Below are 22,173 nucleotides of genomic sequence, written 5' to 3'. Positions count from 1 at the left end.
GGCGATGGACCGCGCCGGCCGGCGCGGGGTGAGGTAGGGACTGACCTGATGGACGAGTTGATCTCCGGTGCGGTGCACGACCCGCACGCGACACTCGGCGCGCATCCGCGCGACGGGCGGACCACCATCCGGACGTTGCGCCGCGGCGCCGACTCGGTCTCCGTCGTGGTGGGCGACGAGAGGCACCCGGCGACCCGCGTACACCCGGAAGGGATCTTCGAGGTCACCGTCCCGGGCGAGGTCTTCGACTATCGGATCGAGGCCGACGGGCGGGTGCACGACGACCCTTACCGGCACGGCCCGACGATCGGCGAGATCGACCTGCACCTGATCAACGAGGGCCGGCACGAGAAGCTCTGGGACGCGCTCGGCTCGCACGCCCGCGACGGTGGCGTCTCGTTCACCGTGTGGGCACCGAGCGCGCAGGGCGTACGGGTGGTCGGCGACTTCACCGGCTGGGGCCCGCACGACGGCTGGCCGATGCGCTCGATGGGCAGCAGCGGCGTCTGGGAGGTCTTCGTGCCCGGCGCCGGCGTGGGCAACCGCTACAAATACCGGATCCTCGGCCGCGACGGCGTCTGGCGGGAGAAGGCCGACCCGCTGGCCCGGCGCACCGAGATCCCGCCGCGCACGGCGTCGGTCGTCGACGAGTCGTCCTACGACTGGAAAGACGGCGAGTGGATGACCCGCCGGGCGGCGACCAAACCGCACCAGGAGGCCATGAGCATCTACGAGGTGCACCTCGGCTCGTGGCGGCCCGGCCTCGGCTATCGCGACCTGGCCGACCAGCTCACCGACTACGTGGTCGAGATGGGCTTCACCCACGTCGAGTTCCTGCCGGTGATGGAGCATCCGTTCGGTGGTTCGTGGGGCTACCAGGTCACCGGCTACTACGCGCCGACCGCGCGGTTCGGTGACCCCGACGACTTCCGCTACCTGGTCGACCGGCTGCACCAGTCGGGCGTCGGGGTGCTGCTCGACTGGGTGCCGGCGCACTTCCCGCGCGACGAGTGGGCCCTGGCCCGGTTCGACGGCACGCCGCTCTACGAGCACGGCGACTGGCGCAGGGGCGAACACCCCGACTGGGGTACGTACATCTTCGACTACGGGCGGCGCGAGGTGCGCAACTTCCTCGTCGCCAACGCGCTCTACTGGTGTGCCGAGTTCCATGTGGACGGTCTGCGGGTCGACGCCGTCGCGTCGATGCTCTATCTCGACTATTCGCGCCAGGACGGGCAGTGGGAGCCCAACCAGTACGGCGGCCGGGAGAACCTCGACGCGATCGGCTTCCTGCAGGAGACCAACGCGACCGTCTACAAGCACCACCCCGGCGTCGTGATGATCGCGGAGGAGTCGACCGCCTATCCCGGCGTCACCTGGCCCACCTCCGGCGGCGGCCTCGGGTTCGGCTTCAAGTGGAACATGGGCTGGATGCACGACACGCTCCTCTACGCGTCGAAGGAGCCCGTCCACCGGCAATACCACCACAACCAGGTGACCTTCTCGATGGTGTACGCGTGGAGCGAGAACTACGTGCTGCCCATCTCGCACGACGAGGTCGTACACGGGAAGCGGTCTCTTCTTTCCAAGATGCCGGGCGACCTCTGGCAGCGGCTGGCCAACGTGCGCGCGCTGCTCGCCTTCATGTGGGCCCACCCGGGCAAGCAACTGCTGTTCATGGGCTGCGAACTGGGCGACGACGAGGAATGGAACGAGGAGCGCGGGCTCAACTGGTCGCTGCCCTCCGACCCGCAACGCTCCGGCCTGCAGCGGATGGTCCGCGACCTGAACGCCGTCTACAAGAGCGCGCCCGAGTTGTGGACGCAGGACACCACGCCGGCCGGATTCCGCTGGATCGTCTCCGACGATGCGGCCAACAACACGCTCGCGTTCATCAGGCTGGCGCCGGACGGCTCGCCGCTGGTCTGCGTGGTCAACTTCGCGGCCGTCCCGCACGAGAACTACCGGATAGGGCTGCCCCGCGCCGGCGCGTGGTCCGAGGTGCTCAACACCGACGCGGCCGACTACGGCGGCTCGGGGGTCGGCAACCTGGGCGTGGTGCGGACCGAAGACGTGCACTGGCACGGCATGCCGGCGTCGGCCCGGCTGCGGGTGCCGCCGCTCGGCGCGCTCTGGCTGCGTCCGGCGTGACCAGGTGGGGCCCTTCGCAGGGCCCCACCCTCGTTCACCAGTTGAAGCCGGCCGCGTAGCTGGCCTGTGCGAGCGCGGCCTGGCCGGCCGCGTTGGGGTGGAAGTAGTCCCACCCGGAGACCTGGTTGAAGCTGAACGGGTAGTTGAACACGGCGTTGTCGTCGAAGTCGCAGTTCGGGCCGTAGGCCGCGCAGGCCTGGGCCAGTTGCGCGTTGAAATCGACGACCCGCTGGCGTACCCGGTCGCGCCGGGCGTTGTCGGCGGCCGAGGTCGAGGTCGGGTTGGCCAGCATCGACTTGCAGATGCCGAACAGCGACCAGGCCGTGCGGGCGGTGCCGCTGGTCCGGCCGACCTCCCAGAGCCGCTTGATGTCCGGGATGCTGATCACGGCCACCTTGGCGTTGGGCAGCCCGCTCTTGAGGGTGTTGAGAGCGGTGTCGAGGTAGCCGCGGAACGTGCCGACCGCGGTCATCGACGACTCGGAGCTGGTGCAGGCGTCGTTGGCACCGATCAGGATCGTGACGTACTGCGGGTTGCGCGACACGGTCGTGGTCGCCTGGCCGGGCATGTCGTCGGCCTTGGCGCCGGACGCGGCCTGATTGTAGTTCTTCCCGTTGATCGCGCTGTTCTTCGCACGGATCCGCAGGTAGTGGCTGTTGATGCCGGAATCGCTCCCGGTGCTGAACGACCGCGACGTGCAGTCGAAGTAGAAGCCGCAGGCGTTGAAGCCGCGGGTGATCGAGTCACCCATGCTGGCCATCGACGAGGGCGGCGGCCCAGGGTCGGCCTGGGCGGGCGAGCTGACCGCGAACAGCCCGGCGCCCGCGACGAGCGCGGACGAGGCGAGCAGCGCGAACAGCCGGCGGTGGGGGGATTTGGTAGGACTCACGCGCGACCTCCCAAGGGTGCACGAGTTACCGCCGGGTAACGACGAGTGCACGCACGTTAACTCGGTGTAAGATCGATGACAATGGCTGCGTACGAGGTTTCGCCCCACCCGCAACACCAGCCTCGCTGCCGAGCAGCCTCGAATTCGCGCGCCGCGCCGGTGTTTCCGCAGGTCAGGCGGGTGTCTGCTGCCGTTCGAGCCAGGGGAGCACGGCGTCGCCGGGCATCGCCGGCGCGTAGAGGTAGCCCTGGCCCACGTCGCAGCCCGCCTCGCCCAGCAGGCGGGCGGTGTAGCGGTTCTCGACGCCCTCGGCCACCACCCGCAGGCCCAGCGCCCGGGCGAGGTCGACGGTCGACCGCACGATCACGGCGTCGTCGGCGTTGTGCGCGATGCCGGCGACGAACGACCGGTCGATCTTGATCTCTCCGAGCGGCAGCCGCCGGAGGTGCTGCAGCGACGAATAGCCCGTGCCGAAGTCGTCGAGCGAGATGGCGACACCCGCCGCCGCGAGGCGCTCGATCGTCGCCCGCAGCTGGGCCAGGTCGGCCGTCAGCGCGCTCTCGGTGACCTCGACCTGGATCAGCGACGGCGGCACGCCGTGCTCGGTCAACCGCCGGCTCAGCTGGGTGACGATCTCGTCGCCGTGCAGGTCCCGGATGGAGACGTTCAGCGAGGTCCGCAGCGTGAGCCCGGCAGCCAGCCAGTTCGCCTGCTGCGCGACCACCTCGTCCACCACCCGCTGTGTGATCATCCGCATCACCGGGGTGTGCTCGGCGATCCGCAGCAGTTCGGCGGGCGGGATCGACCCGAGCGTCGGGTGCTGCCAGCGCAGCAGCGCCTCGAAGCCGACGACCCGGTCCGTCGCGATGTCGACCTGCGGCTGGTAGTGCAGCGCGACCTCGCCCGGGCCGCCGGTCTCCAGGGCGCGCCGGAAGTCGCTGAGCAACGCGAGCCGCTCCGGGTTGTTGTGGTCGTCCTCGGCCCGGTAGACCTGCACCGGCCAGCCGCGCTGCTTGGCGAGATACATGGCGACGTCGGCGTGCCGCATCACGGTCGCGAAGTCTTCGCCGTCGCGCGGCGCGAGGGCGACCCCGATCGAACCGGTGATGTCGACCTGGAGGCCGTCGAGCATGACCGGTGTCGACATCGCGTCGGTGATGGCCTCCGCGAGCCCGCATGCCTCGGTCTCGCCGGTGACCGGCGCCACGACCGCGAACTCGTCGCCGCCCAGCCGGGCCGCCGTCGCCGCCGCGGGCACCGCGGAGCGCAGCCGCTGCCCGACGGCCACCAGCAGCCGGTCGCCGACCTCGTGGCCGAGCGCGTCGTTGACGTACTTGAAGCGGTTGAGGTCGAGCAGCAGCATGGCCAGCGGCGGGTCGTGGGCCGGGTCGTCATCGGTCGGCCGGAGCCGGGCGAACGCCGCCCGCAGCCCGGTGCGGTTGCTCAGGTCGGTGAGCGGGTCGCGGCGGGCCAGCAGGTCGCGTTCGGCGGCCAGGCGGGCCATCCGCTCGACCGCGTAGAGCGGCACGAACACCAGCGGCACGAAGGCCGCGCTCATCCACGCGGTGACCGCGAGCACCGGGGCGAGCAGCAGCAGCGCCGCGATGAAGAGCAGCTCGTAGGTGGGCGCCGGGCGCAGCACCTGGAAGCGCGGGCCGCCCCGGGAGGCCAGGCCGGCGACCGAGCGCAGCACCTGGTAAGTGATCAGCCAGACCGCCGCGGCGCCGACCACGGAGATCACGTCGCGCAGGGCGTCGCCCGCGTTGATCGTCTGCAGCAGTTCGCCGCTGCCGATGGACAGCACGCCGAAGGCCGCCGTCGACGCGACGGCGAACTGCGCGGCCATCAGCGCGGCCCGCAGCGGTGGATAGCGCATCCGCCAGGCCACCACCGCGGCCGCGGCCAGTTGCACCACGATCGCCGGACCCAGCCCCCAGTGCAGCAGGATCGCGAACGAGAAGCACAGTGAGGGGCAGACGATCACGGGCCGCCCGCCGCGCCCGGTGGCGATGAACGCGCGGGCGTCGGCCAGCACGGCCAGGCCCGCGAGCAGCCAGCACTCGGGATGGCTGGTGCCGGTGCTGAACTGGCCGTTGGCGAAGGCGAGGCCCAGGCCGAGGGCGGCCAGCGCCACCACGACCACGCTGTAGGCGAACAGCAGCGGCCGCGCGCGGGCAGACCCCTGAACGACCTCACCGACCCCGGGGGACCAGGGAGTCGATGCCGCGTCGACCCTGAACATCCAGTCCACCGTACGAACGCTTCTCGGATAAGTCACGATTAAATCGGGCGTATCGGGTTTAATCCGAATCACAGCTGAGTATCGAAAGCACTTGACGCTGGTCTTGGGGCGCCCGACTATGGGAGCGCTTCCATCGACATCGCTCCACGGATGGGCGTGCCGGGTTCGTGTCCTCCGGGCGGACGCGGGCGAGCAGGGCACCGGCGGTCGTCGCGTGGCGCTGCCGCACGTACACCCTGAGCGAGGAGGAACCGTCCCCATGATCATCCCTGCCCGCGGCGCCCGCCTGGCGCGGACGGCCGTGATCGCCGTCGCCGCGGCGCTCGCGGTCCCGCTGGTCGTGGCGCCACCCGCCGCGGCCGACGCGCCCCTGCGCGTGCACGCCGCCGCGCGTGGCAAGTTCATCGGCTACGCGGCCAACACCGGGCCGCTGGCCAACGAGGCCGCCTACCGCTCGATCGCAGCGGCGGAGTTCAACCAGGTCACGCCCGAGAACGCGCTGAAATGGGAGTCGACCGAGCCGTCCGACGGCACCTACACGTTCGCCGGCGCCGACCAGGTGGTCGCGTTCGCCACCGCCAACAACCAGCAGGTGCACGGACACACGCTGGTCTGGCACAGCCAGACACCGGGCTGGGTGCAGGGCCTGTCGGCCGCGGCGATGCGCACCGCCATGCAGGACCACATCGCGACCGTCGTCGGCCGCTATGCCGACAACCCGGCCGTGGTGTCGTGGGACGTGGTCAACGAGGTGTTCGACGACAACGGCAACCTGCGGACGAGTTTCTGGCTCAACACGCTCGGCTCGTCCTACATCGCCGACGCGTTCCGCCTGGCCCGCGCGGCCGACGGCAACGCGCGGCTGTGCATCAACGACTACAACGTCGAGGGCATCAACGCGAAGAGCACCGCGATGTACAACCTCGTCCGGCAACTGCGGGCCGACGGCGTGCCGGTCGACTGCGTCGGGTTCCAGGGCCACCTCGCGATCCAGTACGGGTTCCCGTCGCAGGTGCGCGAGAACATGGAGCGGTTCGCGGCGCTCGGTGTGCAGGTGCGGGTGACCGAACTCGACGTGCGCATGCAGCTGCCGCGGGACTCCACGAAAGACGCCACGCAGGCGACCTACTACCGCAATGTGGTGACCGCCTGTCTGGCCGTCCCCGCCTGTGCCGGCATCACGATCTGGGGCTTCACCGACAAGTACTCCTGGGTGCCGGACGTGTTCTCCGGTGAGGGCGCGGCGCTGCCGTGGGACGCGAGCTATGTGGCCAAGCCGGCGTACACGGCGGTGCACGACGCGCTCGACGACGGATCGTCGCCGGGGCCGGACACGACGCCGCCGTCGGTCCCCGGCACACCGGTCGCCTCGGGGGTGACGGCCTCTGGTGTGTCGCTGTCGTGGACCGCCTCCACGGACGCGGTCGGCGTCACCGGGTATGACGTGTTGCGTGCTCTGGGCGCCGGCGCTTTCGCGGTGGTCGGCACGGCGCCGTCACCGTCCTTCGTGGACAGTGGGTTGGCGGCCTCGACGACCTACCGTTATCAGGTGCGGGCCCGGGACGCGGCCGGAAACACGTCGGCGTTGTCGCCGGCCGTCACGGTGACCACGATCGCGGGCGGCGGTGGGCCGGGGCCTGGTGCGTGCCGGGTCGCGTACACGATCAGCCCGTGGGGTGGCTCGCCGGGCTTCACGGCGGGCGTCGTGCTGACCAACACCGGCACGTCCGCGCTGTCGGCGTGGACGCTGGCCTTCACGCTGCCGAGCGGCCAGCAGATCACCCCGCCGGGCTGGTCGGCGACCTGGACGCAGTCGGGCCAGGCGGTGACCGCGGCGCCGCTGTCGTGGAACGCGACGCTCGCACCGGGCGGCTCCACGACGATCGGTTTCAACGGCACCCACACCGGGGGTACGGGCGAACCGGCCACCTTCACGGTGAACGGCGCCTCCTGCGCGGTGGTGTGACCGGGGTGGGCGGTCCGCTCAGGCGGACCGCCCACTCACCAGCTTGCGCAGCAGCCGGCCGAGTTCGTCGCGTTCGGGTCGGGTGAGGGGCTCCAGCACCTCGTCCTGCGCCGCCCTGAGGAGTCTGTCGAGCCTGCTGAGCTGGCGGCGCCCGGTGGTGGTGATGGTGATGATGTTCTGCCGCCGGTCGCCGGGGTTGGGCGAGCGCTCCACCTGGCCGGCGGCGGCGAGTTCGTTGACGACAGCGACGATGTCGCTGCGGTAGATGCCGGTGCGGTCGCTGAGCTGAGCCTGGCTGGCCGCCCCGAACTCGGCCAGGGTGGCGAGCACGGCGTAGTGCCACTTGCGCGCCCCGGCGCCGGCCAGTGCCTCGTTGACCACCCGGTCGGAGTGCATGGCGGCCAGGCCCAGCAGCCGGCTGTGCAGGCTCCGCAGGCGCTCCGGGGTCTCGTCGATCACACGGCCATCGTAGCAGTTGCGTTAGTGCGACTAACGAACCTATCGTTAGTGTTACCAACGATTAGGGGGAGCTGTCATGACCGAGTTCAACGCACAGCTGATCGGCCGCACGGAGAAGGCGCTGAACGCCATCCTCGCGCGCCAGTTGACGGACATCGGCATCACCGAACCGCAGTGGGTCGCGCTCACGCTGACCGTGACCGGCGGCGGATCCGGGGTGGTGGCGCGGGTTTCCGAGGCCCTGCGGGTCCCGGAGTCCACGGCGCGCTCGCGGCTCGCTGAGTTGGGCGCGGCCGGGCTGGTGCGCCCGACGGCCGACGGCGGGTTCGAGGCAACCGAGGAGGGTGCGGCGCGCTGGGGGAGCGTGCGTGCCGCCGTCGGCCCGATCACCCGGACGCTGTGGGGCGACCTGCCCACCGAGGACCTGGCGGTCGCGGGGCGCGTCCTCGAGACCGTGTTGAGCCGGGCGAACTCGGTGCTCTCGGCCGCCGCCTGACGCCGGGCGCTACGGTCGCACGCCGGCGGTGCGACCGTAGCGCCCGCTCTCCGCGCCCGGGTTTGGCTCCGCGCCCGGGTTTGGCTCCGCGCCCGGGTTTGGCTTCGCGCCCGGGTTTGGCTTCGCGCCCGGGTTTGGCTCCGCGCCTGGCTTTGGCTCCGCGCCTGGCTTTGGCTCCGCGCCTGGCTTTGGCTCCGCGCCTGGCTTTGCTCTGCACCCCTGTAGGAAGCGCGCACCGGCAGCGGGCGCTTCCCACAGGGGTGCAGAGCAAAGCCGGCCGATGCGCGGGTCGGCCGGGCAGGCGATGATGTGCCGATGACCGAACCGAGCGGCGTGATCTTTCCGCCCACCGCGAGCGGTACCGGCGTCACCTCGTCGCTGGGGCGGGCGGTGGTGGCCGACGCCCTGCGCGGCGTCGATCCGATCGGCGCGGCCGCGGCCCAGCGCGAGACCGACTGGCGGCGCGGCTACCTCGTGCACTTCCGCCGGCTGGTCGAGGCCGGCCTCGGCGACGGCGACGCCGCCCGCCGGATCGCCCGCGACGGGCTGGCGTCGCTGGCCGAACGGATGCGCTTCCGCACCGAGGCGGGCGCCGTGGAGCCGCTGGCCAGCGCGTTCACCGGGCCGGTCGAGCCGATCGCCACCGCGACCGCCGGCGGTCATGGGCAGGTCGACAAGGAGTTCAGCCTGCCGTTCCGGGGCGAACGGCTGCGCGGTGACGCGATCAAGCGGCGGCTGGACGCCTGGATCGGGGCGGGCGTGATCGAGCCGTCCTGCGCGGAGGCGATCCGTGCGGTGCAGGCCAATCCCGACTGGCTCGACCTGGGCGGCACCACCGTCGTCGCGCTGGGTGCCGGTGCCGAGATGGGGCCCGTGCCGTCGTTGCTGCGCTGGGGCAACCCGGTCGTCGCCGTCGACCTGGCCCGGCCGGCGCTGTGGGCGCGGCTCCTCGAGACCGCGGGCCGCTACGGCGGGCGGCTGCACCTGCCGGTGACCAAGGGCGACGGCGACCTCGCCGACCGGGCGGGTGCCGACCTGCTGCACGGCATCGGTGCCGTGGCCGGGTGGCTCGACGGGTTCGACAGCGGGCTGGTGCTCGGGAACTACGTCTACGCCGACGGCGCCATCAACGTCCGGCTGAGCACCGCGGTCGACGCCCTCACCGGGCACCTGCGGCAGAGCAGACCCGACACCGCGCTGGCGTTCCTGGCCACGCCGACCGACGTGTTCGCCGTGCCGGGCGCCGCGGTCGCGCACGCCGAGCGGGCCTACGCCGCGCCGGAAGGGGTGGGCCGGCTGCGGCGGCCGCTGCGGTTGCTGTCCGGCGGGCGGATGCTGCGGCGCAACTACGCGCCGGGCGACGACCCCGGCATCTGCGACTCGCTGGTCGCGCAGCAGGGGCCCAACTACGCCCTGGCCAAGCGCGTGCACCGGTGGCGGGCGACGGTGGCCCGGGCCGAGGGTGCGACCGTGAGCATGAACGTCGCGCCGCCGACGCGGACGCGCTCGGTGGTCAAGAACCGGGCGCTGGCGGCGGCGTACGCGGGTGCCCATCGCTTCGGTGTCGAAGTGTTCGAGCCGGCGACCAGCAACACCCTGATGGCCGCCCTGCTGGTGCACGACCTGCGCAACCCGCCCCGGCCCGCCGCGCACGTCTGGCACGAGGAGGCCGAGTACGCGGCGCACGGCGGGTTATGGCGATGCGCGTACGCCCCGCGCAGCGCCCTGGGCATCGCCGCCCTGCTCGGCTGGGGCGCCGCCCGAGGCTAACGTCCTAGGATGCCTTAGAGGGTGTGCCCGGTTCTTGATCTAGAGCCTCCGGGCACCGACACTGACGGCGTGGAAGGGATCGAGACCGCGCTCATCGTGCCGGTGCCGGAGGCGGAGGATGCCGTCGGCGCCTACCGCGCGCGGTTCGACTCGGCCGCGCGGTGGGGGGTGCCGGCGCACGTGACGGCGCTGTACCCGTTCGTAGCGCCCGACGCGCTCACTCCCGAGGTGCTCGACGCGGTGCGGGCGACGGTGGCGGCCACCCCGCGGTTCAGCGTCGAGTTCACCGAGGTCCGCTGGTTCGGCGAGCAGGTCGCCTGGCTGGCACCGCGGCCCGACGCGCCGTTCCGGGCACTCACCGAGGCGCTCTGGGCGCGGTTCCCCGACCACCCGCCCTACGGCGGTACGTTCGTCGACGTCGTACCCCATCTGACGATCGGGCACGACGTGCCGGTCGACGCGTTGCGCGGCGCGGCCGCCGCGGTGACCGCGCGGCTGCCGCTGCGGGCCGAGCCGCGTGAGGTCTGGCTGATGGTCGGCGCGCCGGAACCGGACTCGTGGCACACGGCGGCACGGTTCGCGTTCGGTGCGCCATAACGCTGTAGCGATCGTGTCAAGATCGGCCCGGCGGACGGGTGCGGCGCGGGAGTATGGAACGCGATGGCTCGTGGACAGTTGCGGATCTATCTCGGTGCGGCACCAGGCGTCGGGAAGACCTTCGCCATGCTCGAAGAGGCCCAGCGGCGGGCCGGGCGCGGCACCGACCTGGTGATCGGCTTCGTCGAGACGCACGGGCGGCCGCACACCGCCGAGATGCTCGACGACCTCGAGGTCATGCCGCGCAAGGAGATGAGCTACCGGGGCGCCCGGTTCACCGAGATGGATGTCGACGCGATCCTGAACCGCAACCCCCAGGTCGCCGTCGTCGACGAGCTCGCGCACACCAACGTGCCCGGCTCCCGCAACGAGAAGCGCTGGCAGGACATCCAGGAACTGCTGGACGCCGGCATCACCGTGCTCTCCACGGTCAACATCCAGCATCTGGAGTCGCTCAACGACGTGGTCGAGCAGATCACCGGCGTCGTGCAGCGGGAGACGGTGCCGGACAGTGTCGTGCGCGGCGCCGACCAGGTCGAGCTGGCCGACATGACGCCCGAGGCGCTGCGCCGGCGGATGGTGCACGGCAACGTCTACCCGCCGGAGAAGGTCGACGCGGCGCTGGGCAACTACTTCCGGGTCGGCAACCTGACCGCGCTGCGCGAACTGGCGCTGCTCTGGCTGGCCGACAAGGTCGACGAGCAGCTCGACCGCTACCGCGAAGAACACGGCATCGGCACCACCTGGGAGGCGCGCGAGCGGGTGGTGGTCGCGCTGACCGGCGGCCGGGAGGGTGCCACCCTGATCCGCCGGGCGGCCCGGATCGCCGCCCGGAGCAAGGGCGCCGACCTGCTGGCCGTGCACGTGGCGCGCAGCGACGGCCTGGTCGATGCCGACCCGACCCTGCTCGGGCGGCAGCGGCTGCTGGTGGAGAGCCTCGGCGGCACCTACCACCAGGTGGTCGGCGCCGACGTGTCCCGGGCGCTGCTCGACTTCGCCCGCGGCGTCAACGCCACCCAACTCGTGCTCGGCGGCAGCCGGCGCGGCCGGATCGCCCAGCTCTTCTCGGCCGGCGTCGGTGTCACCACGACGGCGCAGTCCGGGCCGATCGACGTGCACCTGGTCACCCACGAGGAGATCGGCCGGGGCCGGCGACGCTGGCGGGCCGGGGGAGCGGCGCTGTCCCGTAGCCGGCGGATCGCCGGGTTTCTGGTCGCGCTGATCTGGCTGCCGGCGCTGACCGCGATCCTGGTGCCGTTCACCGACAACCTGTCGCTGGCCAGCGACATGATGCTGTTCCTGCTCGCGGTCGTCGTGGTCGCGCTCGTCGGCGGGCGCTGGCCGGCGATCGCGGCGGCGGTGGTCGGCTTCCTGCTGCTCAACTATTTCTTCACGCCACCGCTGCACAAGTTCACCGTCAACCAGACGGAGAATCTGCTCGCGCTGGCGGTGTTCGTGGTGGTCGCGGTGGCGGTCAGTGCCGTGGTGGACACCGCCGCGACCCGGACCCGGGAAGCCGCGGGTGCCAGTGCCGACGCACAGACCCTGGCAACCGTGGCAGGCAGCGTGCTGCGCGGCGCCCGGCCCCTCGAAGCGCTGCTGCGCCAGCTCCGCGAGATGTTCGGGCTGGAGTCCGTGACCCTGCTGGAGCGGGCACCGGGTGCGGTCGACGTGCCGGACCGGCGCCGCGACCCGACCGCGTGGCGGGTCGCGGCCGTGGACGGCACGCCACCGAGCCACAGCCCGGCCGAGGGCACCGGCGACGTCCCGATCGGCGACGACCTGGCCCTGGTGTTGCGGGGGAGCACCCTTGCGGCCAGCGACCGGCGGATCCTGGAGGCGTTCGCGGCCCAGGCGGCGGTCGCGCTGCGCCAGGAACGGCTCACCGAGCAGGCCGCCGAGGCGCTGCCGCTGGCCGAGGCCGACCGGATGCGCACCGCGCTGCTGGCCGCGGTCAGCCACGACCTGCGTACCCCCCTCGCGTCCGCGAAGGCGGCGGTGACCAGCCTGCGCAGCGACGAGGTGGAGTTCTCCCCCGACGACCGCGACGAACTGCTGGCCACCGCCGACGAGTCGCTCGACAAGCTGGGCCGGCTGGTGGCCAACCTGCTCGACATGAGCCGCCTGCAGGCCGGCGCCCTCGGTGTGGTGCCGGCGTCGCTGGGCCTGGAGGAGGCGGTGCCGCGCGCCCTCGACGAGCTGGGCGAGGTGGCCCGGCCGGTGGTCCTGCGGATGCCCGACGACCTGCCGCTGGTGCGCGCCGACCCGGGTCTGCTGGAGCGGATCCTGGTCAACGTGATCGGCAACGCGATCCGGTTCAGCCCCGACGACCGCCCGCCGAAGATCACCGCGGACGAGCACGCCGGGCAGGTCGCACTGCGGGTGATCGACCACGGCCCCGGGATCCCGACCGCGGCCCGCGACCGGGTGTTCCAGCCGTTCCAGCGGCTCGGCGACCACACCAACCACGAGGGTGTCGGGCTCGGGCTGGCCCTGTCGCGCGGGCTCGCGGAGGCGATGGGCGGCTCGCTCGCGCCGGAGACGACCCCCGGCGGCGGCCTGACGATGGTGCTGACGCTGCCCTCGGACGAGGCCGACGTGGAGCCGACCGAGACCCGCGCGACCGAACTGGCCGACCAGGCGATCCGGGAGCGGCTGCGGCGCTGGCCGCGCGACGCCCAACTGTCGTCGCGGCTGGGCTCGGCCGCCCCGCCCGACCTGCCGGTGGAGGAGCCGGCGCGCCCCGAGCGCGGGCCCGTGCCGGAGCCGGTGCACGTGCGACCCGACGACGAGAACGAGGACGACAAGCGGTGACCCGGATCCTGGTGGTCGACGACGAACCGCAGATCCTGCGGGCGATGCGGATCAACCTGCGCGCCCGCGGCTACGACGTCGACGTGGCGCCCGACGGCGGCACCGCGCTGAAGTCGGCGGCGGCCCGGCCGCCGGACCTGGTCGTGCTCGACCTGGGACTGCCCGACATGGAGGGCACCGAGGTGATCCGCGGGCTGCGCGGCTGGACGACGGTGCCGATCATCGTGCTCTCCGGCCGGGCCGACAGCGCCGACAAGGTGGCGGCGCTGGACGCCGGCGCCGACGACTACGTGACCAAGCCGTTCGGGGTCGACGAACTGCTGGCCCGGATCCGCGCGGTCACCCGCCGGATGGGCGGCACCACCGATGCCACCCCGACGGTCAAGGTCGGCGCGTTCACCGTCGACCTGTCGGCGCGCCTGGTGGAGCCGCCGGACGGCGGCGCCGAGGTGCGGCTCACCCCGACCGAGTGGCACCTGCTGGAGATCCTGCTGCGCAACCCCGGCAAGCTGGTCAGCCAGCGGCAACTGCTGCAGGACGTGTGGGGGCCGCAGTACCAGACGGAGACCAACTACCTGCGGCAGTACATGGCGCAGTTGCGCCGCAAGCTGGAGGCCGATCCCGGCCACCCGCGGCACCTGCTCACCGAACCGGGGATGGGTTACCGTTTCGCGCCCTGACCTGGTGCCACTCCGGCACAGCAGAATTTCTCCGCGGCGCTGTCCTGCACGCCGGTCGGCCGATCGTCCTTATCGTGGAGGCCGGTGAGAGGCGCCGGCCCGGCACAGCGAGGAGCACGAGCATGCCACTGTACGCAGCGTTGACCTACACCGCGGACGTTGACTGGACCCGGCCCGAGTTCGCCGCCGAGATGAAGGAATACAACGAGTTCGGCGCGGCCGCCCAGGCCGTGCTGCGCGGGGGCAAGGCCCTGTATCCGACCGCCACGGCCACGACCGTGCGGGTCACCGGCGGCAAGGGCGGCGACGTGGTGGTCAGCGACGGCCCGTACGCGGAGACCAAGGAGGCCCTGACCGGCTTCTACCTGATGGAGTGCGCCGACCTCGACGAAGCGGTGCAGCTCGCGGCGCGGATCCCGGCCGCCTGGGCCGGCGCGGTCGAGGTGCGTCCGGTCATCGACTTCGGGAACTGAGCTGGACGAGCTGGCCCGCCTCGTCCGGGACGAGCGCGCCCGGGTGCTGGCCACCATGGTCCGCGTCACCGGCGACGTCGACCTGGCCGAAGACGCGGTGCAGGACGCGGTCGTGCGGGCGCTGGAACGCTGGCCGGTCGACGGCGTCCCGGCGAGCCCGCGCGGCTGGCTCGTGGTGACGGCGAAGCGCCGCGCGGTGGACCTGATCCGCCGCGAGGCGCGCCGCTCCGGGAAGGAGGCGGCCGCGACGATGCTGGCCGATCCCGGCGGCGAACCGCCCGACGTGGTCCGCGACGACCTGCTCCGGCTGATCTTCACCTGCTGCCACCCGGCGCTGAGCGAGCCGGCGCAGGTCGCGCTCGCCCTGCGTACCCTCGGCGGCTTCACGACGGCCGAGGTCGGCCGGGCGCTGCTGGTGCCCGAGGCGACGATGGCGAAACGGCTGACCCGGGCCAAGCAGAAGATCGCGCAGGCGCGGATCCCCTACCGGGTGCCCGCGGCGGAACAGCTCCCGGCGCGCCTGCGGGCCGTCGCGGCCACGATCTATCTGATCTTCAACGAGGGGTACGCCGCCGGCAGCGGCGCCGACGTCCTGCGCACGGGCCTGACCGGCGAGGCGGTCCGGTTGGCCCGGCTGCTGGTCGAGCTGATGCCCGACGAGGCCACCGCGGTCGGCCTGCTGGCGTTGCTGCTGCTGCACGACGCCCGCCGCCCGGCCCGGGTCGACGGTGCCGGCCTGCCGGTGCTGCTGGCCGACCAGGACCGGTCCCGCTGGGACGCCGCCACGATCCGCGAGGGGGTCGAACTGGTCGGCGCCGCGTTGCGCCGCACCGGCGACCGGCCGGACCCCTACGTCGTGCAGGCCGCGATCGCCGCCTGCCACGACCTGGCGCCGAGCTACCGGGCGACGCCGTGGGACGCGGTCGTCTCCTGGTACGACGTGCTGCTGTCCATCTCGGACCAGCCGGTGGTGCGGCTCAACCGGGCGGCCGCGGTCGCCGAGCGCGACGGTCCGGCCGCCGGGTTGGCGCTGGTCGACGCGATCGCCGGCCTGTCCGGGTATCCGTGGTGGCACGCCTCCCGCGCCGACCTGCTGCACCGCCTCGACCGCGGCCCCGAGGCGGCGGCGGCCCTCGGCCGCGCCGTCGGCTGCGGCCTCCCGGCGCCGCAGGCGGAGCGGCTACGCCACCGTCTCGCGGGGTGACGGCGCCGCGGCGAGCGCTCGCCTATCGGCCCGCGGGCGCCGCGCGGGCCGAGCGGTCGTGCTTCGGGCCGCGGGCGCCGCGCCGGGCGAGCGGTCGGGTGCGGCTGCCGGCGTCGCAGGCCGAGCGGTTACGCCACCGGCTCGCGGCTGCGCGGCGCCGCGGGCGGCATGGCTACGCCACCGGCTCGCGGATGGATGGTGCGGTCAGTTCCGCCTTGCGGCGGTCGACCTGGGCGGCGAGGGTGAGCGGGTCCACCGCCGCGAGGTGGTCGCGGACCAGGAGGTGGATGAAGCGGTATTCGCCGTCGGTGTAGGTGAGCAGGCCGCGGTCGGCGGCGAACCGCAGGAACGACCGCCGCCACGGTGACGGTTCGCCATCGACCGCCATTCCGACCCGGGCAACCCAGCGGGAAATCACGTCGATCACGGCGAACGCCAGGCCGACGCCGTTGGTCATACCGACCAGCCACCCGGTGGTCGCGGCCCAGAACGACCCCGTGCCGAGACCGGTCAGCGCCAGTGCGGCGGCGGTGCCGGCCACGAACACCGCCAGCAGGACGAGCGCGCGGCGGCCGAACTCCGCCTCCGTCGTGCGATCCTGCGGGATCGTGCCGATGATCGCGGACAGGGTCGCGAACCCGGCCGTCGTCACGGCGCCGACGGCCCAGCCGGCGCCGGCCACCGGCGAGTAGCCGAGCAGCAGGATGCCGGCCGCTGCGAGCACGCCCGCGCCGGTGCAGACCGCGACCAGGACCCAGGAGGTCACGTCCATCGCGGCGCGGTCGAACCACCACATGGTGGCGGCGCTGAGCAGGGCGACCCCGAGCGCCGTGGCGGCGGCTCCCGCGGGCTCCGGCGGCACCAGGCCGGCCAGGGCCAACAGGCCGCACGCGACCACGCCCACGGTGACGAACGCGGCGGCGGCGTAGCCGGCCAGCACGGCCCGGTTGCGGACCGGCACGGCCGGTGGCACGGCGGCGAAGACGCTGACCACGGTCAGGCCGAAGAGCGCCGGCAGCACCGTCGCGGCCAGGCCGGTGCGCGCTGCCATGATCACCGTGCACCAGCCGGCGACGGCGACGGCGGAGATCGGCAGCAACACGCTCTGGACGAGGTTGAGGGCCCGGTCGGGCAGGATCCGGTAGGCGCTGTCGCCGTCGAAGGCGACCACCCGCACGCCGGCCTCACCGCGGGTCGCGCCGTCGGCCAGGTTGCGCAGGGCCGCCAGCGTGCGGGCGGGGTCGTCGTCGCGGCCGGCCCGGCGCCGGGAGAGCACCTCGACCACGTAGGCGTCGAAGAGCAGGCGGCGGCGCGCGGCCGGTTCGGCCGAGCCGGCGAACGCGGCCCGGTCGGCATTGGCGAGCACGGTGATCGAGAGCATCAGCGGCGTGGTCAGCACGTCCCACAGTTCGTCGTCGGCGTCGAGCCCGGCCATCACCTCGGCCAGCGACGGGTCGGCGGCGGTCAGGAACGCGCGGACCTGGTCGCGGGTCAACGGCCGGATGGTCACCGCACCCTGGAGCCGCAGCCGGGCGCCGACCTGGTCGTAGTCGGCCTCCCGGCAGCAGACGGCGACCCGGGTGACGCCCAGGGCGTTGATCTCGGCGACGCACCGGGCCCGGTCTTCCTCGGTCACCTCGTCGAGGCCGTCGAGCAGCAGCACGATCCGGTCGTCGTGCAGCCACGCCGCGCCGATCTGCGGGCCGATCAGGTAGCGGCGCGCCATCGCCTCGACGATCCAGTCGTCGAGCGCCGGGCGCTCGTCCGCGGAACCCGGCAGCGTGAACCGCCGGCGCCGCGGCCGGACCCAGTCGGCCAGGTCGAGGAGCACGGGTACGAACGGTTCGCCGGCGGCGTGCGCCTGGTCGACCAGGGCGGCCGCCAGGTCGAGCAGTTGGGTGGTCTTGCCCGCGCCCGGTGCGCCGAGGATCAGCATCGACTCGTTGAGCTGCCCGAAGACGTCGCCGATGCCCAGGTCGGGTGACAGGGTGAAGACGTCGCCGCTGACCCGGGCGACCAGGTGGGCCGGCTGGCGGACGGCCGCGGGGCGCTCGTCGAGGGCCAGCGCGATCCGCACGCGCTCGGCCAGCGAGCCCTGCTGGCGCGCCGACACGTAGCGGGTCACCTGGGCGAGGGCCAGCGGAACGTTGCGGGGGTCGCCGACCCGGTGCCGGATCACCTTGTCGTGTGCGGCGGGAGCCAGCCGGTCGACCGCCTCCAGCACGATGACCGCCACCACGCAGCCGATGGCGACCGGCCAGAGCCAGCCGACGAACGGCCGCATCCAGCCCGGTGGGTCGCCGCCGGTGCTGATGTTGACCGCGAACGGCACGACCAGCAGGGTGGCGACGGCGCTGAGGGCGATCTGGAAGACGCGCAGCAACGGTCGCCTCCCGATGACGGTCGAGGGTGGACGGTGCCGATCGTAGTCAGTATTCGTCGTGCAGGCGCCACCAGCTGTAGGGCTCGGTCTGCGGCCAGCCGAGGGGGGAGTCCTCCCAGTTCTCCTGCCGGCCGTAGGGCGTCAGGTCGAGGATGTTGAAGTCGAAGCGCAGCCGGTCGACGCCGCGGGCGTTGGTGTAGTAGGTCTGGAACACGTCGACGCCGTCGGTGACGAACACGCTGAGCCCGAACCCGCCGCCGGCACCGTGGTCGTCGGCGAACGTGGTGCCGCGCGACGAGTAGACCGGGACCGTCCATTCCATCCGGCGCCGCACCTGCTCGAGTTGCTCGAACGGCATGTCGGAGACGACCGCGTAGGAGACACCGCGCGCGTGCAGGTGCTCGAGCCGGCCGACGTTGTCGGTGAAGCTGGCGCAGCCCGAGCAGATGTCGTCGGGGCCGTTGTCCATGAACTGGTAGACGACGAGTTGGTCGCGGCCCTCGAACAGGTCGCGCAAACCCGCTTTGCCGTCGCGACCGGTGAACGCATAATCGTCTCGCATCCGGACCATCGGCAGCCGGCGCCGCTCGGCGGCCAGCGCGTCCAGCGCCCGGGTGGCCGCCTTCTCCTTGACCAGCAGGGCGTCGCGGGCTGCCTGCCACTGCTCGCGGGGCACGATCTCCGGATGAGCCATGGTCTCTCGTCCTCTCACCGTGAGTGATCAAACAACCCTATCCCGGGGGTACGACATGACGTTCACACCGGGGCTGGCGGTCAGCCGAAGGCTGCACGACCAGGTGGTCGGTCCGGCCCTGCGCGGACGGCCCTACGCCGCGGCCCGGGTCGACACCGGCTCCGATGTGCTCGGCTTCGACACCACCCGGTCGATGGACCACGACTGGGGCCCACGGCTGCAGGTCTTCGTCGCCGACCGGAACGCCGCGGCGGGCGCCCGCGCGGCCATCGACGCGGCCCTGCCGGCGACCTTCCACGGCCTACCGACCCGGCCGTCCGCCGACGGCGGCGAGCGGCTCGGCGTGACCGTCGACGCCCTCGACGACTACCTGCGCGACAGCCTCGGACTCGCCGACCCGGCCCGACCGACCACCACGGAATGGCTCGCGCTGCCGACCCAACGGCTGGCCGAGTTCACCGGCGGCGCGGTGTTCCACGACGGCCTCGGCGGGCTGACCGCGGCCCGCGCCGCGCTGGCCTGCTACCCGGACGACGTCTGGCGCTACGTGCTCGCCGCGCAGTGGACCCGGATCGACCAGGAGGAGCCGTTCGTCGGGCGGTGCGGCGAGGCCGGCGACGACCTGGGCAGCCGGATCGTCGCCGCCCGGCTGGCCCGCGACCTGATGCGGCTGTGGCTGCTGCTGGAGCGCCGCTACCCTCCGTACGCCAAATGGCTCGGCACCGCCTTCGCCCGGCTGCCCGGCGCACCGCACGACGCGCTGACCGCCGCCCTGGCCGCCACCGACTGGCGCGAGCGCGAGCGGCACCTGGTCGCCGCGGCCGTGCGGGCCGGCGAGCGCACCAACGAGGTGCTCGGCACCGCCGTCGACCCCACCCCGGTGCGCTTCCACGACCGGCCCTACACGGTGCTCGGCGCCGCCCGGTTCGCGGCCGCGCTGACCGCCACGATCACCGATCCCGGGCTGCGCGACCGGCCGCCGGTCGGCGCCGTCGACCAGTTCGTCGACAGCACGGATGTCCTGGCGCATGTCGGACGCGCCCGGGCGGCGGCGGGTGGCTTCGAGGGGCCACGGAGCGGCCCGAACGAACGTTAAGCTGACGGTGTGCTCAGTGCGGAGCTCCACCCACCCGAGCGGCTCGAGGCCGCACAGCGTGCGACGGCCGGCGTCGGCCTCGACGCGCTGCTCATCACGCCCGGCTCCGACCTGCGCTACCTGACCGGCTACGACGCGCACGCGCTGGAGCGGCTGACCTGCCTGGTGGTGCCCGCGCGGGGCGAGCCGACCCTGATCGTGCCGACCCTGGAGCGGCCCGCCGCCGAGGTCGCCACCCGCGGCCTGCGGATCGTCGACCACCGCGACGGCCAGGACCCCTACCCGCTGGTCGTCGCCGCCCTCGACGGCCCGCCCAGCGTGGTCGCGCTCGGTGACCGGATGTGGGCGGCCCACGTGCTCGGCCTGCGGGCCGCGCTGCCCGGCACCGAGCAGCGCCTCGCCGGCGACGTGCTTGCCGAGTTGCGGATGCGCAAGTCACCGGCCGAGGTCGAGGCGCTGCGCCAGGCCGGCGCCGCCATCGACGCCGTGCACGCCCGGATGGGCGAGTGGCTGCGGCCGGGCCGCACCGAGCGGCAGGTCGGTGTCGACATCGCCGAGGCCATCCTGGCCGCCGGGCACGCCACCGTCGACTTCGTCATCGTCGCCTCGGGCCCCAACGGTGCCAGCCCGCACCACGAGACCGCCGACCGGGTGATCCGCGAAGGCGAGCCGGTGGTGGTCGACATCGGCGGCACGATGCCGTCGGGCTACTGCTCCGACTCGACCCGCACCTACGTGGTCGGCCGCCCGCCGGCCGACGTGGTCGACTTCTACGCGGTGCTGCGGGCCGCCCAGCGCGCCGCCGTCGACGCGGTCCGCCCCGGGGTCACCTGCGAGCAGGTCGACGCGACCGCCCGTGACCTGATCGCCGCCGCCGGCTTCGGAGCGGCGTTCCTGCACCGCACCGGTCACGGCATCGGCCTCGACGGGCACGAGGAGCCCTACATCGTGGCCGGCAACGACCGGCCGCTGGAGCCCGGCATGGCGTTCTCCATCGAGCCCGGCATCTATCTGGCGGGCCACGCCGGTGCCCGCATCGAAGACATCGTCGTCTGCGCCGGCGGGGGAGCAGACGTCCTCAACACCACGACCACGGAGTTGGCCGAACTATGACCATCGACCGCATCCTGCCCACCGAGGAAGCCGGAGACCTGCTCGCCCTCACCACGGAGATCGCCGACCAGGAACTGGCGCCGATCGCCGCCGACCACGAGGCCCGCCGCGCGTTCCCGCGCGAGGCGATCCGCCTGCTGGGTCGCGCGGGCCTGCTCGGCCTGCCCTACCCGGAGGAATACGGCGGCGGCGGCCAGCCCTACGAGGTCTACCTCCAGGTCCTGGAAATCCTCGCGTCGCGCTGGCTGGTGGCCGCCGAGGCGGTCAGCGTGCACACGCTGGCCTGCTACCCGGTGGCGTCCGTCGGCAGCGAGCAACAGCGCAAGCTGCTGCCCGACATGCTCGGTGGCGAGTTGTTGGGCGCCTACTGCCTCTCCGAGCCGCAGGGCGGCTCCGACGCGGCCGCGTTGACCACCCGGGCCGTCCGCGACGGCGACGCCTACGTCGTCGACGGCACCAAGGCCTGGATCACCCACGCCCACGACGCCGACTTCTTCAACATCTTCGCCCGCACCGGCGGCCCGGGCCCGGGCGGCATCTCCTGCCTGCTGGCCGACGCCAACACGCCGGGCATCGTGCCGCAGGCGCCGGAGCGCACCATGGGCCTGCACGCCTCGCCGATCTCCCAGATCGCGTTCGACGGCGCCCGGGTGCCCGCCGACCGGCTGGTCGGCGACGAGGGCACCGGCTTCGGCATCGCGATGCGCGCCCTCGACTCGGGCCGGCTGGGCATCGCCTCCTGTGCGGTCGGGCTGGCCCAGGCGGCGCTCGACTACGCGGTCGACTACGCCCGCGAGCGCGAGCAGTTCGGCACCCGGCTGGTCGACTTCCAGGGCGTCGGGTTCATGCTCGCCGACATGGCCACCCAGGTCACCGCCGCCCGCGCGCTGACCCTGGCCGCGGCCCGGCTGCGTGACCACGGCCGGCCCTACTCGACCGAGGCGGCCAAGGCCAAGCTGTTCGCCACCGACACGGCCATGCGGGTGACCACCGACGCGGTGCAGGTGCTGGGCGGCTACGGCTACGTCGCCGACCACCCCGTGGAGCGCTACATGCGCGAGGCCAAGGTGCTGCAGATCGTCGAGGGCACCAACCAGATCCAGCGGGTGGTGATCTCCCGCTCGCTGGCCAGGGGATAGCCTCGCG

Annotated in this window: 17 protein-coding genes; 12 read left to right on the top strand and 5 right to left on the bottom strand. The window is 73.0% G+C overall.

The features are described 5' to 3' along the window. The first annotated feature begins 48 nt into the window (after window positions 1-48). Window positions 49-2,151 (top strand): 1,4-alpha-glucan branching protein GlgB, encoded by a 2,103-nt coding sequence (glgB, locus tag AB0J74_RS26565; RefSeq protein ID WP_363452496.1) that lies wholly within the window; start codon window positions 49-51, stop codon window positions 2,149-2,151. 34 nt (window positions 2,152-2,185) lie between these two features. On the opposite strand, the gene AB0J74_RS26560 is transcribed toward glgB, so the two are convergent. Both AB0J74_RS26560 and AB0J74_RS26555 read right to left on the bottom strand, forming a co-directional pair. Beyond that, on the bottom strand, window positions 2,186-3,040 hold the full coding sequence (locus AB0J74_RS26560; RefSeq protein WP_363452494.1) for an SGNH/GDSL hydrolase family protein: 855 nt from the start codon (window positions 3,038-3,040) through the stop codon (window positions 2,186-2,188). A 172-nt stretch (window positions 3,041-3,212) separates the two neighbouring features. Further along, complete coding sequence (locus AB0J74_RS26555) at window positions 3,213-5,282, bottom strand: EAL domain-containing protein (protein WP_363452492.1); 2,070 nt, start codon at window positions 5,280-5,282, stop codon at window positions 3,213-3,215. A gap of 259 nt (window positions 5,283-5,541) precedes the next feature. Here AB0J74_RS26555 and AB0J74_RS26550 point away from each other — a divergent pair, with 259 nt between their 5' ends. Then, complete coding sequence (locus AB0J74_RS26550) at window positions 5,542-7,248, top strand: endo-1,4-beta-xylanase (protein ID WP_363452490.1); 1,707 nt, start codon at window positions 5,542-5,544, stop codon at window positions 7,246-7,248. An 18-nt stretch (window positions 7,249-7,266) separates the two neighbouring features. Here AB0J74_RS26550 and AB0J74_RS26545 read toward each other — a convergent pair whose 3' ends face one another. Continuing rightward, window positions 7,267-7,707 carry a MarR family transcriptional regulator gene (locus AB0J74_RS26545; protein WP_363452488.1) on the bottom strand — a complete coding sequence of 147 codons (441 nt, stop codon included), beginning with the start codon at window positions 7,705-7,707 and terminating at the stop codon, window positions 7,267-7,269. A gap of 76 nt (window positions 7,708-7,783) precedes the next feature. Here AB0J74_RS26545 and AB0J74_RS26540 point away from each other — a divergent pair, with 76 nt between their 5' ends. The 7 genes from AB0J74_RS26540 to AB0J74_RS26510 all read left to right on the top strand — a co-directional run bounded on the left by AB0J74_RS26540 (window position 7,784) and on the right by AB0J74_RS26510 (window position 15,741). Beyond that, the gene (locus tag AB0J74_RS26540) at window positions 7,784-8,203 is read left to right on the top strand and encodes a hypothetical protein (RefSeq protein WP_363452486.1); all 420 of its coding nucleotides are present in this window, start codon (window positions 7,784-7,786) and stop codon (window positions 8,201-8,203) included. 315 nt (window positions 8,204-8,518) lie between these two features. Further along, complete coding sequence (locus AB0J74_RS26535; protein WP_363452484.1) at window positions 8,519-9,973, top strand: hypothetical protein; 1,455 nt, start codon at window positions 8,519-8,521, stop codon at window positions 9,971-9,973. A gap of 69 nt (window positions 9,974-10,042) precedes the next feature. Continuing rightward, window positions 10,043-10,570: a 2'-5' RNA ligase family protein gene (locus AB0J74_RS26530; protein ID WP_363452482.1), complete on the top strand. Its 528-nt coding sequence runs from the start codon at window positions 10,043-10,045 to the stop codon at window positions 10,568-10,570. A 63-nt stretch (window positions 10,571-10,633) separates the two neighbouring features. Next, window positions 10,634-13,384, top strand: a complete 2,751-nt coding sequence (locus AB0J74_RS26525; RefSeq protein WP_363452480.1) for a DUF4118 domain-containing protein — start codon at window positions 10,634-10,636, stop codon at window positions 13,382-13,384. Next, window positions 13,381-14,064: a response regulator gene (locus tag AB0J74_RS26520; RefSeq protein WP_363452478.1), complete on the top strand. Its 684-nt coding sequence runs from the start codon at window positions 13,381-13,383 to the stop codon at window positions 14,062-14,064. The genes AB0J74_RS26525 and AB0J74_RS26520 overlap by 4 nt, the downstream gene beginning before the upstream one ends. 122 nt (window positions 14,065-14,186) lie before the next feature. Then, window positions 14,187-14,537: a YciI family protein gene (locus AB0J74_RS26515; RefSeq protein ID WP_363452476.1), complete on the top strand. Its 351-nt coding sequence runs from the start codon at window positions 14,187-14,189 to the stop codon at window positions 14,535-14,537. Between the two features lies 1 nt (window position 14,538). Then, window positions 14,539-15,741: a sigma-70 family RNA polymerase sigma factor gene (locus tag AB0J74_RS26510; protein WP_363452714.1), complete on the top strand. Its 1,203-nt coding sequence runs from the start codon at window positions 14,539-14,541 to the stop codon at window positions 15,739-15,741. Window positions 15,742-15,913: 172 nt separating this feature from the next. Here the strand turns inward: AB0J74_RS26510 and AB0J74_RS26505 are convergent, their stop codons facing one another. Continuing rightward, window positions 15,914-18,124, bottom strand: coding sequence for a hypothetical protein (locus AB0J74_RS26505; RefSeq protein ID WP_363452474.1), 2,211 nt, complete (start codon window positions 18,122-18,124; stop codon window positions 15,914-15,916). A 46-nt stretch (window positions 18,125-18,170) separates the two neighbouring features. Next, window positions 18,171-18,818: a DUF899 family protein gene (locus AB0J74_RS26500; RefSeq protein WP_363452472.1), complete on the bottom strand. Its 648-nt coding sequence runs from the start codon at window positions 18,816-18,818 to the stop codon at window positions 18,171-18,173. A 55-nt stretch (window positions 18,819-18,873) separates the two neighbouring features. Here AB0J74_RS26500 and AB0J74_RS26495 point away from each other — a divergent pair, with 55 nt between their 5' ends. The 3 genes from AB0J74_RS26495 to AB0J74_RS26485 are packed head-to-tail and all read left to right on the top strand — an operon-like array spanning window position 18,874 to window position 22,166. Further along, window positions 18,874-19,914, top strand: a complete 1,041-nt coding sequence (locus AB0J74_RS26495; protein WP_363452470.1) for a DUF4037 domain-containing protein — start codon at window positions 18,874-18,876, stop codon at window positions 19,912-19,914. Between the two features lie 9 nt (window positions 19,915-19,923). Then, window positions 19,924-21,027, top strand: a complete 1,104-nt coding sequence (locus tag AB0J74_RS26490) for a Xaa-Pro peptidase family protein (protein WP_363452468.1) — start codon at window positions 19,924-19,926, stop codon at window positions 21,025-21,027. Beyond that, entirely contained in the window at window positions 21,024-22,166 is a 1,143-nt protein-coding gene (locus tag AB0J74_RS26485; protein ID WP_363452466.1) for an acyl-CoA dehydrogenase family protein, read from the top strand. The genes AB0J74_RS26490 and AB0J74_RS26485 overlap by 4 nt, the downstream gene beginning before the upstream one ends. The last annotated feature ends 7 nt before the right edge of the window (window positions 22,167-22,173 follow it).

Source organism: Asanoa sp. NPDC049573, from assembly GCF_040676615.1.
Classification (GTDB): Bacteria; Actinomycetota; Actinomycetes; order Mycobacteriales; family Micromonosporaceae; genus Asanoa.
Note: the sequence above shows the minus strand (reverse complement) of the source record. Positions and strands in the feature narration are given on the sequence as shown.